The following is a 12,809-nucleotide window of genomic DNA, read 5'->3' as shown; positions in this document are numbered from 1 at the left end:
CCCAGCCACCGGGGGAGAAGGGCAAGCAATCCCTTGGCCAGGGGAGGAGAAATGGGTTCCATAGAGAGGATGGGGAGTTAGCAAGTGGGAGAGTGCACACGGGTCCGCGGACCGTGACAGCCGCGTCGCGGCGGGCAGGCTACATCAGCTCTTCCTCCTCGGGAGGCAAGGGCTTGCCTGTCTTCTCGGCCTCCAGCTTCTCCAGGTGGCGGAAGATGGTGCGCGGGTCGACACCCAGATCCTTGGCCGTCTTGGTGCGGTTGCCGTTGTTCCGGGCGAGCACCTCGTTGATGTAGCGCTTCTGGAACTCTTCCTTGGCCTGGAGCAGGGGCATGATGGGCTCCAGGTTCTCGGGCTTGAGGTCCAGATCGTCCGAGCCGAGCAACGGCTTGTCGGCCAGCACCACGGCCTTCTTCAGACGGTTCTCCAGCTCGCGGATGTTGCCCGGCCACGAGTACTTCTTCATGGCCACGGTGGCCGCGGGGGTGAAGCCCTTCACCTTGGAGCCGAACTCCTTGGAGTACTTCTGGAGGAAGAACTTGCCCAGGACGATGACGTCCTCGCCGCGCTCGCGCAGCGGGGGCAGCTTCAGGGTGACGACGTTGAGCCGGTAGTAGAGATCCTCGCGGAAGGTGTTCTTCTTCACCTCCTCCTCGAGGATCTTGTTGGTGGCGGCCACCACGCGGATGTCCACGGCCTCGCCGCGGTTGTCGCCGACCTTGTAGACGACCTTCTCCTGGAGCGCGCGCAAGAGCTTCACCTGGAGCTGGAGCGGCATCTCGCCGATCTCGTCCAGGAAGAGCGTGCCGCCGATGGCCGCCTGGAACTTGCCGGGCCGGGTGGCCACCGCGCCGGTGAAGGCGCCCTTCACGTGGCCGAACAGCTCGCTCTCCAGGAGGTTCTCGGGGATGGCGCCGCAGTTGATGGTGATGAAGGGGCCCTTGGTGCGCGGCGAGTGCCGGTGGATCTCCCGGGCGATGAGCTCCTTGCCGGTGCCCGTCTCGCCGGTGATGAGGACCGAGATATCCGTGAGCGCGATCTTGTCGATGCGCTTGTACACGTCCCTCATGCCCTGGCAGGCGCCGACGATGTCTCCGTAGCGCTGGTCCTCCAGCTTCTTGCGCAGCTCGGTGTTGTCCAGCTTCAGCTCGTTCACCAGCAGGGCGTTGTGCAGGATGAGCGAGGCCTGCGCGGCGAAGATGGTGAGCATGTCCAGGCTCTTGGGTTCGAAGCGGTTCACCAGCCTGTCATTGCCCACGTAGATGAGGCCGAACAGCTCGCCCTTGTGCGTCAGTGGCACGCACATGACGGAGTGGACCTTGAGGTTCACCACCGACTCGCTGGCCTTGAACTCCGGCGCGTCGATGGCGTCCGCGATGATGAGGGGCTTCTGGTCCTTGACGACCTTGGAGATGATCGAGTCCGACAGCTTCTCCACCGCGTCCTCGATGTTCTCCCGCGAGATGTTGCGCGCCACCTTCACCCGGGGCTCGTTGCTCTCCATGAGGATGAGGAAGCCCTTGTCCGCGCGCGTCACCTCGATCACTTCGTCCATGAGGCTCTCGAGGAGCTTCTCCAGATCGTAGCTGCCCAGCAGCCGCTCGCTGAAGGTGGTGAGCCGGCGCAGCATCACCAACTCGCGGCCGGGCAAGCCGGGGATCTCGGCGGTGTGGGACTCGTCCGAGGTGGGCATGTCCGGCGTGGGGGTGAGCGCGGACAGCGGAGGGGGGCGCGCGGCGGACGCGTCCTCGCGGGAGAACGTCAGCTCGGAGCTGCCCACGCGGATGATGTCCTGCGAGGCCAGCACGTGAGAGTCCCGCTTCTTGCCGTTGATCTGGAACGTGGCCCCCAGGCTTCCCACCTGGTAGCGGCTGCCGTCGAAGAGCACGTGGATCGCGCTGTCTGGAACGGCCGGATCGTCGAGCTGCACGTCATTGTCCGTCCCGCGCCCGATGCTGGTGATGCGCTTGAGCAGGGGGACCGATCGGACCTTTCCATCAGGAGTGCGGACGCTGAGGCTGGCCATAGGTGCGAGGCTCCTGGGGGCGGAGCTAGAAGTGGAGGGTGAGGCCGGCGCCGAGCCCGCCGGAGGTGGGGAAGAGGCGAAGGTGGGCCGAGGGGCTGCTGTCCCGCTTGGGAGCAGGAGGCGCGGGAGGCGCGGGGCGCTCCTCGATGGTGGTCGTCACCACCTGGTCCTCGTGATGGTAGAGGGCATCGGACACTCCCAGCGCATACACCGTATAGAAGCCCGCAGCCGAGCCGATCTTGAGCAGCCGCCAGGCATCCGCCTGGGTGGCGCGGTTGGTGGGGATGTAGCGCACGGTGATCGTGGCCTTGCCCGTCTCGGTGAGCACGTCGTCGATCTCGACGGTGTCCGTCTCGAAGAGGGCCTCGTAGGCGAAGTAGGCGATGACGCTCGTCACCGCGAGAGCTCCCTCGGAGGCGGCGAAGACGACGCCCAAGCTGGTGCGGCCCTGCTGGAACTGACCCGCGCCGAAGGGGACGAAGTTCACCAGGAAGTTGCGCTTCTCCACCGTGCGGACGGTCACCTGGCGGGCGAGTGCCTCGGTGCGGCGGCGCTGCTCCTCGGCGGTCAGGCGCTCGCGCTCACGGCGTTCGGCCTCCACGCGGACGCGCTCCTGGCGCAGGCGGCGCTCCTGACGCAGGAAGTCGAGCTCCGAGTCCATGCGCTGCTTGAGCTTGTCGAAGTACGCCACCGCGGGGGGCGGCACGACGAAGGGATCCAGGCTGTGGTCCGGGTCCAGCCGGAGCAGAGCACTGAAATGACGCTCCGCGTCGCCGATGCGCTGGAGGTTGAAGGCGGCCAGGCCCGCCAGCTCGTGCAGATCCACCAGCTGCTCGTCGCTCAGGTTGCCGCGATCGATCCGCGTCCCGGAGCGCTCGAGCACCTCGGCATACTTGCCATACTCGAAGGCGGCTCGGATGCCGGCCAGCTCCGTGTCAGCCTCCTGCGCGCGCGCGTCCACCGGAGCCAGCAGCGCTGACAGCAGGCAGAGCAGGAGCGACAGGGCTCGGCTCATTCGGCGACGAGACTCCCTCGGAGGGTGATGGGTTTGCCGGGCTCGACGAGCACCACGCGCTTCTCTGTCCGATAGCCGGGCGAGGAGATCTCATACTCCACGCGGTGCTGGAAGCTGGCGGGCCCACGGGGAGAGGTGATGTCGAACGGGTGCTCCACGCTCTCTCGAGCGGTCCGCTGCTCCTTGCCCACGCGGATCTGGGCGTCGGCGGGCGTGTAGTCGAAGGAGAGCTTCGAGGGCTTGAGCTGGGCACGCAGCCGGAAGACGTTCTCCATGTCCTCGACCACTTCGATGGGCTCCACCGCATCCTCACACCACTCGCACCTCACGGTGACGATATGGCGCCCCGGGGGCAGTTGGAGATCGTGCTGTGCCAGCGGCTGAGGGCTGGGGGCTCCATCGTCGACCTGGATGGCGCCGTAGGGGCGCACGAGGATCGATACGTGCACCTTCGCCGGGCGCGACGTCTCGGGCCGGGACGGCTCGGGACGTGTGGGGGGCTTCTTCGCGGTGGGGGGCTCCTCCGTTGCGTGCTCGCCGGAGGCTGCATGCGTCTCCTCCGGAGACATGGGCAGCGGCGTGGCTGGCTGGAGGGAAGGGGTCGTCGCGGGATCCACCGCCTGCGGCTTCGTGGACGACTCGGGTGGTGTCGAGGGCTCGGGCGTCGAGGGGGGCTGGGTGCCAGTACCCGTCGCCTCCGGCGTGCTCGTGCCGGGAGGAGCCACCGTGGAGCGCGAGTGGAGCACGAAGTAGCCGCCCGTGCCGAGCACCGCGAGGACCACGAGCGCCACACCCGCCTGGGCGCCGCGCTTCAACCACAGCCGGCGACGCTTCGCGCGGTTGAGCCCGTCGAGCATCGCCAGGGCGCGGGCGTTCTGCCCATCCAGGGCGAGCACCTGGTTGAGGCTGGCCAGGGCGCGCGGGGTGCGCTTCTCGGCCAGGAAGTGCTCGCTGCGCTCCAGCAGCGTGGCGACGATGCGCTGGCGCGCCATCTTCTTATAGGTGACCGAGTCCGCGAAGAAGGAGGCCAGCTCCTCGTTCACGCGGGGAAAGCCCAGGCCGGTGAGGTAGTCGGCGAGCGCGTCGCGCAGGCCGCCCGCGTTCGGGTAGCGCAGGTGCCGGTCGCGTTGAAGACACCGGGTGATGATCTCCGCCAGCTCGTCCGAGAGCGCGCCCACGCGCCGGCGAGGATCCTCATACGAGCCGTCGAGGATGCGCTTGAGGGTGGCCGTCGTGTTCGGCGCGGTGAAGGGCAGCCGGCCGGTGACGAAGGCGTAGAGCATGATGCCCAGCGAGAAGACGTCGGCCTCGGGGCCGGCCTCCAGGCCCTCGATGATCTCGGGGGCCATGTGGGCGGGCGAGCCCACCAGCGCGCCGGTGAGGGTCATCCGCTCCTCGGTCTCCAGGAGCTTGGCGATCCCAAAGTCCATCAGCTTGAGCACGCCGTCCTCGCGGACCATGACGTTCTCGGGCTTGAGGTCGCGGTGGATGACACCTTCCTCGTGCGCGTGGGCGAGCGCCGCGGCGAGCTCGTGGATGATCATCGCGGCGATCTCGGGCGGATCGATGCCGCCCTCGTCCAGGTACTGCCGCAGCGTGCTGCCGCGGATGTACTCGGTGACGATGTACGCGTTCTGCGAGTCGGCCGCGGAGAAGTCGAAGACCTCGAGGATGTTGGGGTGGTGGAGGCGGGCCACGGCCTTGGCCTCGCGAGCGAGGCGGCGGCGGGACTCGTCCTTGCCGGCCAGGTGCGGGTGGAGCACCTTGACGGCCACCTCGCGATCCAGCGCGGTGTCGAGCCCCTTGTACACGACGCTCATGCCCCCCGAGCCGAGCTGCTCGAGGATGCGGTAACGACCGATCTGGCGGCCAATGAGCGTCATCGTGTGCAAGGCTCCCCCATCCTCAATCCCCGAAACTGATGCCCATGCTCTTGGCGAAGCGTACCGGTTCGCCATCCGGATCGACCCGGCGCTCCTTGCGGGACTCGCTCAGTGGCGCGGTGACGATCCGGCCGTCGCGCAGCGCGACCATGGAGTCCCACTGTCCGTCTCGCACCAGGTCGAGCACCTTGCAACCGTACATGGTGGCCAGCAGGCGATCGGACGCCGTGGGCGATCCCCCGCGCTGCAGGTGGCCGAGCACGGTGACGCGGATCTCGGCCGCGACGTGTCCGGCGAGCAGGTCCGCGCAGACCTTGCCCGCGCCGCCCAGGCGCACCACGCCTCGGCCGCGGATGTCTCCGGCCTTGTCGAGCACGGCCAGGGTGCCACCGGCGGGGTAGGCGCCCTCGGCGATGGCGATGATGGAGAAGCTGCGCTTGCGGCGGCCCCGGCGCCGGATCTTCTCGACGATGGACTCGACGCTGTAGGGGATCTCGGGGATGAGGATGACGTCCGCGCCCCCGGCGATGCCACTGTCCAGCGTGAGGAAGCCGGCGTGCCGGCCCATGATCTCCACGACCATGACGCGGTCATGGGACTCGGCGGTGGAGTGCAGCCTGTCGATGGCCTCGGTGCAGATGGCGCGCGCGGTGTCGAAGCCGAAGGTCTGGTCCGTGCCGGACAGATCGTTGTCGATCGTCTTCGGGCAGCCCACCACGTGCAGCCCCTTCTGGCTGAGCTGGTGGCCGATCGTCAGCGTGCCGTCTCCGCCGATGGCGATGATCCCATCGAGCTTCAGCTCCGCGGCGCGACGCAGGACGAGGTCGGACAGATCGCGGTCCACCCAGGCGCCGTTCTCCTGGACTGGGTACTGGAAGGGGTTGGCCTTGTTGGAGGTGCCGAGGATGGTGCCGCCCTTGGGGAGGATGCCGCGGGTGTCCTCTTCGGTGAGGGGGCGGGTGAGCTCGGGCTCGACGAGGCCCATGTAGCCATTCTCGATGCCCACGAACTCATGCCCGAACTCATGGACGCCACGCTTGACCAGCCCTCGGATGAGGGCGTTGAGGCCGGGGCAGTCACCGCCGCCGGTGAGGACTCCGAGTCGCAGGAATTGGGGCATAAAAGTCGGACGCGGGTGTCAGGGAGCAGCGTGGCGCCTATGACAGCAGCGTCCGGGCGGGATTGTAGGACCCACCTCCTGGGGGTGCAACGCGCGATTCGCGCGCTGCGTCGCTGGGGGGACTTGACTTCTCCTCTTGATACGGAGCGGGGCGACCGGACAGGTCAGTCGCGTTTGAGTCGGCGCCGGGCGGCCAGGCGGTCGAGCAAGGCCTGGAGGCGGTCCTCGGGCTCCTTGGGGAGGGCCTTGTCGGTGGGGGAGTAGCGGGGAGCGCTGGTGGCCAGGCGGTAGAGTTCGACGAGGCGCTCCTGGATGAGCTCGTTGTGGGGGTGGTCCTGCAGGGCGCGGCGGTAGGCGGCGGCGGCGGCGGCATAGTCGCCGAGGGCGAACAGGCGTTCGCCTTCCTGGACGGGGGAGGAGGGACCCTGGTGGAGGGGCTCGTCGCGAGCCGGGGGGCGGGCTTTGGGGGACTGAAGCTCCATGGGCTGGAGGGACTCGCGGAGGAGAGCGAGTTTCTGGGCGAGGGCCTCGTCGTGGGGGAACTGCTGGACGAGGGTCTCGTAGAGGCCGACGGCTTCGGCCAGTTCTCCGCGTCGCAGTGCACGTTCGGCGCGAGCCTGCATTTCGGCCCGGGCTTCAAGGGTCATTGGAGCGGCAGGTTAACCTGAGGGGCCGGTGGGGCGCACGGGGTTATCCTCGGGCAGGCCCATGCTTCTCTCCTCGCTCACACTCAGCCTGATGTTGGTCCAGGGCGCGCTCGGCTCCGAGCTGCGCAAGGACGGGTACAGCTTCCGTCCGCCTGCGGGGTTCCGGATGGTGCGTCTGGAGCCCTACGCGGGGACTCGGGCGGGAGCGGTGGCGCTGGACCCGGGGGCGCAGCGGAGCCTGTCGGCTGCACTGTCTGAGGGTGAGGGGGCGGAGGCGGCGACCCTGCTGGTCGCGGTGGTGGAGGGGACTTTCTCGGCGAGTCCTTCCGAGCGGGACGACTTCGGCGCGGCAGTGGTGCGGCACTTCGAGAAGGAGTTGGGGATGACGCTGGCACCGGAGCGGGTGGAGCGGATCCTCGGGCCGGTCCCGCGGGTGGAGGTGTTGGGGACGTTGAGAGAGGCGGGGCAGGTGAGGACGGTGCTGGTCGCGGGATTGGCGTCCGAGGGTCGGCACGCGGTGGTGATGGTGAGCGCGCCAGCGGTGCGGTGGGAGGCGCTGGTGCCGCAGATCGAGGCCTCGCTGGAGACGTTCCGGATGGAGGCGCCGACTCACGGAGGCCTGTCACGGCGGGCGGCGGGCGCGTTGGCGGGAGCCCTGGCCGGAGCGCTGGTGGCCTCCTATGCGGCGTGGCGCCGGAGACGCTGATGGCAGAGCATCATGGGGACACTCCTATTCTGGAGGCGGTGCGGAAGAACTGGGAGCAGGAGAAGTCCAGAGGGGACTCCTGGTTCTGGAGCGCGTGGCGGGCGCGCAGGAAGGGCAGCCAGGCCCTGTCGCCCAGGAGGACGGCGGTCTCTTCCAGCTTCTTGCGCGGCAGCCATCGGCCCCCGAGGACTTCCACAAGAAAGCGGCCGAGGAAGGCGCCCAGAGCAGGGACCAGCGTTTCGCGCTGCTCGTGGGATAGCCGCCTGCCCCAGCCGGCATGCCACAGGTACCAGTCGAGGTGCGGCAGCGCCTCCACGCTCCCCTGCATGAGTTGAGGCACGTCTGAGTGGAACAGGGCGATGAGCTGCTCGGAGTAGAGGTTCTCGTAGGTGGTGATGGCGGCCTGCACATCGTCCACATCGGGTACTGGAGCCTGGGATGCCGGGATCCACTCGGAAACAGCAGGAGGGTGATAGCGGTTGAAGCGCTCGACAAGCTTGCGCTTGCCGCCGGTCACACCGTGGAAGTCGGCCTCCATGCGAAGAATATCAGCCACGTCCGGATCGAACTCCATGGGCAGGGGAGAGAGCTCAAGGGATCGTTGGCGCAGCGTGGTCAGGACAGAATCCAGAGAAAGCTCCGGACGGAGGTGAACGAGCGCGCGGGCCTGGGCGAGGCGGGCCTGCTCGGAGTCGAAGTCCGCGGGGGTGGGCCGGGTGAGCCAGAGGACGGCGCCGCCGGGCAATTCCTCCATGAGGGTAGCCGGGGTGGACAGCAGGCGCTCACGGCCCACCGCCTGCACCATGGCCGGGCCGTACACGTTGAACCAGAAGACCTCTGGGATGGGCATGGCCACGCTCGTTCCCTGCCCGCGCGGATCGGTGCCCAGACAGAGATCCGTGAAGCTGTGGCCCAGGCCAAACGAGACGGGAAGACGAGAGGCCAGGGTCCGCACGAAGGCGAGGAGGTGCTCAGCGAGTCTCTCGGCGTGTCCCGGCTCGCGGACGAAAGAGAAGGGGCTGATCTTCAACTCGATGCCACACCCGGGGTGCTGTCCTCCCCAGGTGTTGAACCACAAGCTGACGAGGGGTGGCCGACTGCGGGTGAGGTTGATGCTGTAGCCATCGACCGTGAAGGCCCCGGAAAGCCGCTTGCGGAGCGTCTGGCGCGAGTACTGGAGACGCCGCTTCGTCAGATACATGCTGTCCGGGCGCAGCTCCGGGTCGAGCGCCTCGATGATGTCCAGCACTGGCTCCAGTCCCTCGAAGCCTTGCGCCAGAGGCCTGGCAGGAGAGGAGACGAAGAGCATGAAATCATCCTGCTTGTTCCAGGCATCAGGGGTCATGGAAGTGGAGGGCGGTCCCGCGAGAGCGTGCATACCCGGAGAGCGCATTTCGGATGGGGAGCGGCACGAGCGTCCCGTCATAGACCACATGAGCCTGGGAGATCTCTACCCTCTGCTGGAAGAGTGGATGGCCGGGTCGGCGCACCTCCACGATGCCACTGTACTTGGCGTGAACCTCCTGGAGGTCCGCCCTGTAGTGTTTGATGGCTTCATCAGCGTTCATGGCCGTGAAGTTGCGTTGCTTGTTGCTGAAGGTGTGGACAGAGGGCCGGAGCCCGGGGCCCAGAGTGGCCTAGGCCACGTAGCTGACCCAACGTGGGTGATCGGCCTCCACGCCTGAGGGTGGCTGGGTGGAAGAGGGGCGGTGGCGCGCGAGCGCATCGAGGCGTTGGGGGTGGCGTGCGGCCGTCGCGAGGGCCTCCTCTTCAGCGAGGCGAACCTCCAGCGCGGCGAGCTCCTCCGCGGGCAGACGCGCTTCCAAGCCCGCCACCACCAGCCTTCCGGCTTCTACCGGGGCGACTGTGGCTTCGGCCGCCGCTGTCCTGGCTTCCGTTGCTGCCGCCTCGGCCTCCGCTGCGCCTGCTCCAACTGTTTTGAGGACAGTGCCCACCAGTAGCACATCGAGCATGGCTGCCACTGCGGTGTTGCTCACATGCTGGAGCTTTGCCGCACGCGAGAAGCTGTCTGCCATCACTTGGCGCAGGCGCATGCCCCCCTCTCCGCGTGAGGGCATGAATTCCTCTAACTTGTGCCACTGCACCACGCAGGCTGGCAGGGAGTGACAGGCAATTCCCTGGGACTTCGTGGCCAATTGCGTGCCCGTGAGACGTACAGTGTTCTCCAACTGGCCGAAGAGAGCCTGCGCGCGAGGGTTACCTGCCACGGAGTCTGCGTAGACGCGCTCGAGGTGCGCAGCGCGGTAGACGAGGAGCACGGCAGCGCGGTCTCCCACCAGGGTGCCGGCTTCGTTGCAGTACAGGGAGTATGCGAAGGGAGGAGCAACGTCCTTTCGCAACTCCTCAAGTGGGACAGGCGCGGGCTCAGAGCAGGTGCCGCCCACCAGTGCGGAGGAGAGCAGGAGCAGGAGCGTCAGTGAAAGCGGGCGTGGCATGGAGACGAGCCTGTCATCGCCCACAGGCGAGTAGAAAGGACCTCCCAGGCAGGGCCTGGGCGCTTCCAACCCGCATCGAGGGTAGTGCCTCGTGCCTTCCTTCAAGCCCGTCTCGGAAGTGGATGCGGCGTGAATCGAGCCACAGCATCCTTGGCGGCTTCCTCACGAGCCACGATCACGATAGCGGCGCGGTGGTAGAGATCCTTCACCTCGGATGCTCGGTGCCGAAGCCGTGAGAGCTGACGCGGTGGTTCCGTCGGAATGCTGGCCCGGTAGACGCCCACGATGATGGCGGCCCCGCAGCCCTTGGCGTTCAGCGCCCCGGCAGAAGTAAGGCGACCAACCGCGCCAGTACCTTGATCCTCGGACTGTTCAGGCGAGCGAGGCGGCGCAATAGGCGGCGCTTCTCGGGCGTGTCACTCGCTGCTTGATCAGGATCAGAACCAGACCCGGTGGTGCGGCACTTCGAGAAGGAGTTGGGGATGACGCTGGCACCGGAGCGGGTGGAGCGGATCCTCGGGCCGGTGCCGCGGGTGGAGGTGTTGGGGACGTTGAGGGAGGCGGGGCAGGTGAGGACGGTGCTGGTGACGGGGCTGGCGTCCGAGGGCCGGCACGCGGTGGTGATGGTGAGCGCGCCAGCGGTGCGATGGGAGGCGCTGGTGCCGCAGATCGAGGCCTCACTGGAGACGTTTCGGATGGAGGCGCCGACACATGGAGGCCTGTCACGGCGGGCCGCGGGAGCACTGGCGGGAGCACTGGCGGGAGCGCTTGTGGCCTCCTATGCGGCGTGGCGCCGGAGGCGCTGATGGGAGGAGGTTTCACATCCTTCCGTACGCGTCGAGCAGGGGCAGCGTCTTTGCGAGAACCTCCTGAGGAGCCTCGCGGTGGATGAAGTGGCCCGATTTCTGGACGTACACGAACTCGAACGGCCCCGTGTAGTAGTTCTGGGCGGGCTCGAAGAGGGCCGTCGGGACAGGGCCGCTGCATCCGGCGAAGAGCAGAGAGGGGACGGCGACCTTTTGACGCAGCAGCTTGCGCAGCCTCTTCCCCTGCTCTCCGCGCTGATCCTCGCGGAAGCACCAGTAATAGCCCAGCGCCGCCTCCACCGTGCCGGGCTGCGCGAAGCTGCGCTTGACCGCGGCAAGCTCCCCGGCCGGCACGTTCCAGGTGGGGGACCAGCGCCTGTAGAGCTGATCGACTGCCTGGAAGTTGTCGCGAGTCATCCAGCGAACCGCGCGCTCGCGAAACTGGAAGACGACGAAGTGGCGCAACGCCCAGAGGACTTGGAGGCTGGGACGGAAGGCTCCAGAGTGCGGGATGTCCAGCGTGACCGCGCAACTCACGCGCTTCGGGTCCTGCGCGATCGCCGAGTACACCGCCGAGGCTCCCCAGTCGTGTCCGATCAGCGCGGCCTTCTCGGAGCCGAGCGCCTGGATGAGGGCGAGCACATCCTGCCCGAGTTCGAGCACCCCGAAGCGCTGGTCGCTGGGAATGGAGGTTGGGGCATAGCCGCGCATGTACGGCGCGACCACGCGGAAGCCGGCCTTCGCCACGGCTGGCGCGATGTCGTGGAGCCAGGTGTCCGCCGTGTCGGGGAACCCGTGCAGGCAGAGCACCAGCGGACCTTCGCCGAGCTCGTGGTAGGCGAACGTCAGTCCGTTGGCTTGAATCGTCCGCAGCGTGAACATGGTGGCCTCCGGGCAGCTGAGATAGCGCAGAGGTACACCGGGGGCGATTTATCGGAACGAGTCAACGACAAAGACCCCCGCGGTCGAGAATTCGAGGATCGCGGTTCCCGGCTTGGACTCCGGTCGCTTCTTCATCTGGCCGCGTGCGAGACGGGCCATCGCGCAGATCGGAATCGTGTCCCGGTCAGGTGGGTGGGCCTCGTAGTATCGGATGACGACCTGCGGCCCCCCGGTCCATACACGCCCATAGAGCCGTGTGGCAGGAGGAAGTGGACCGAGGGAGGTGTTCAGATCGCTCTCAATGGGTCCATCGTAGAGTGTAATCGGGCTATCATCGGCCTGATTCACGTCCAGCTCCACACTTGCCCCGTCGCTTACGCGCAAGCCGAGTATTCGCATCGCCTGGAGGGCCTCTGCTGAGCACGCCTCAGGTCCCGGGCTTCCATCGGGGCGGAGGGAGACGCCACCAGGAGTCGTGCAGCCTACAGCGGCGCTGAGCAAGAGAACAAAGCAGAGACGGGGTACTTTGATGGTGGTCATGGTCAGCGGATTTACTTCCGCATGGGCATCTCTTCCAGCGTGACGGCAGCAACCATCAGACCGTCAGCCCGGAAGAGTTGGAGGACGAGTTTTTCGGCGCCCTTCTTGAAGTCGAAAGCGCTCAAGTCCGCTACTACCGCAATCGTGCCCGTGGAACCGGGGGCAATCTCCGCGTTATCTGTGCGCAGTGCAAATGGCCATTCTGCGCCCGTGGATGCGGTCACCAGGCGTGCTTCCATGAGTTTCCAAAGCTTGTCGCGGTCCTGATTCGTTACCCGGAATACGAGTGCCGTCTTGTTCGGGCTGGTGTAATCACTGACTTCAATCAGTGTGCCCTCGCAAGGAAGCCTCCAGGTACGTTGATGGATAAACGGCGTCATCTTGACGGCGCCTCTCACCATGAGCGCGGCAAGAGCATGGTCAATCGAGATTTCCTCTTTGTGGTAACGCTCGTTTTCCTCCCGAAGTATCCGCTCCCTTGAGTGGGAATCAGCGAGGCGGGAGCGCACTGCATCCTGGGACTCGCGGTCGGGAAACACGTTGACCTGCTGATCGACCCGCCCATTCTCCCGCGCCGTCACAGTGAAGGGTAGTTCCGTTCCGTCCGCTAGCACCAAACGCGCTCCGTGCTCCCCGAGGGATCGGATGATGGTTCCCCGCTCTGGGAGGGCGGAACTTCGAGGGAGTAGAGGACGAGACGATCGTCCAGCCAGGGGAGGCGCAGTTTC

The 12,809-nt window shown here is 67.0% G+C and carries 11 protein-coding genes; 2 read left to right on the top strand and 9 right to left on the bottom strand.

Annotated features, from left to right (window positions below; translation table 11 throughout):
• Positions 1 to 139: 139 nt before the first annotated feature.
• From KY501_RS42650 to KY501_RS42630, 5 genes are all read right to left on the bottom strand, one after another.
• Positions 140 to 2,026, bottom strand: coding sequence for a sigma 54-interacting transcriptional regulator (locus KY501_RS42650; RefSeq protein WP_224369937.1), 1,887 nt, complete (start codon positions 2,024 to 2,026; stop codon positions 140 to 142).
• Between the two features lie 25 nt (positions 2,027 to 2,051).
• A complete protein-coding gene (locus KY501_RS42645) occupies positions 2,052 to 3,041 on the bottom strand; it encodes a hypothetical protein (protein WP_224369935.1) in 990 nt (329 codons plus the stop codon).
• On the bottom strand, positions 3,038 to 4,924 hold the full coding sequence (locus KY501_RS42640) for a serine/threonine-protein kinase (protein ID WP_224370124.1): 1,887 nt from the start codon (positions 4,922 to 4,924) through the stop codon (positions 3,038 to 3,040). The genes KY501_RS42645 and KY501_RS42640 overlap by 4 nt, the downstream gene beginning before the upstream one ends.
• Positions 4,925 to 4,946: 22 nt before the next feature.
• A complete protein-coding gene (locus KY501_RS42635) occupies positions 4,947 to 6,044 on the bottom strand; it encodes a 6-phosphofructokinase (protein ID WP_224369933.1) in 1,098 nt (365 codons plus the stop codon).
• 164 nt (positions 6,045 to 6,208) lie between these two features.
• The gene (locus KY501_RS42630; RefSeq protein WP_224369931.1) at positions 6,209 to 6,691 is read right to left on the bottom strand and encodes a tetratricopeptide repeat protein; all 483 of its coding nucleotides are present in this window, start codon (positions 6,689 to 6,691) and stop codon (positions 6,209 to 6,211) included.
• Between the two features lie 61 nt (positions 6,692 to 6,752).
• On the opposite strand from KY501_RS42630, the gene KY501_RS42625 reads away from it, so the two are divergent.
• On the top strand, positions 6,753 to 7,397 hold the full coding sequence (locus KY501_RS42625; RefSeq protein WP_224369928.1) for a hypothetical protein: 645 nt from the start codon (positions 6,753 to 6,755) through the stop codon (positions 7,395 to 7,397).
• A gap of 10 nt (positions 7,398 to 7,407) precedes the next feature.
• Here the strand turns inward: KY501_RS42625 and KY501_RS42620 are convergent, their stop codons facing one another.
• Complete coding sequence (locus KY501_RS42620; RefSeq protein WP_224369926.1) at positions 7,408 to 8,706, bottom strand: hypothetical protein; 1,299 nt, start codon at positions 8,704 to 8,706, stop codon at positions 7,408 to 7,410.
• Positions 8,707 to 9,034: 328 nt separating this feature from the next.
• Complete coding sequence (locus KY501_RS42615) at positions 9,035 to 9,451, bottom strand: hypothetical protein (RefSeq protein WP_224369924.1); 417 nt, start codon at positions 9,449 to 9,451, stop codon at positions 9,035 to 9,037.
• Between the two features lie 884 nt (positions 9,452 to 10,335).
• Between KY501_RS42615 and KY501_RS42610 the strand changes: the two genes are divergently transcribed.
• Positions 10,336 to 10,659 carry a hypothetical protein gene (locus KY501_RS42610; protein ID WP_224369922.1) on the top strand — a complete coding sequence of 108 codons (324 nt, stop codon included), beginning with the start codon at positions 10,336 to 10,338 and terminating at the stop codon, positions 10,657 to 10,659.
• Positions 10,660 to 10,671: 12 nt separating this feature from the next.
• On the opposite strand, the gene KY501_RS42605 is transcribed toward KY501_RS42610, so the two are convergent.
• The gene (locus tag KY501_RS42605) at positions 10,672 to 11,541 is read right to left on the bottom strand and encodes an alpha/beta fold hydrolase (protein WP_224369920.1); all 870 of its coding nucleotides are present in this window, start codon (positions 11,539 to 11,541) and stop codon (positions 10,672 to 10,674) included.
• Between the two features lie 551 nt (positions 11,542 to 12,092).
• Positions 12,093 to 12,695 carry a DUF2381 family protein gene (locus KY501_RS42595; RefSeq protein ID WP_224370122.1) on the bottom strand — a complete coding sequence of 201 codons (603 nt, stop codon included), beginning with the start codon at positions 12,693 to 12,695 and terminating at the stop codon, positions 12,093 to 12,095.
• Positions 12,696 to 12,809 lie beyond the last annotated feature (114 nt).

Source organism: Hyalangium versicolor (genome assembly GCF_020103695.1).
In the GTDB taxonomy this organism is placed as follows: domain Bacteria; phylum Myxococcota; class Myxococcia; order Myxococcales; family Myxococcaceae; genus Hyalangium; species Hyalangium versicolor.
This window is presented reverse-complemented; position numbering and strand designations above follow the sequence as displayed.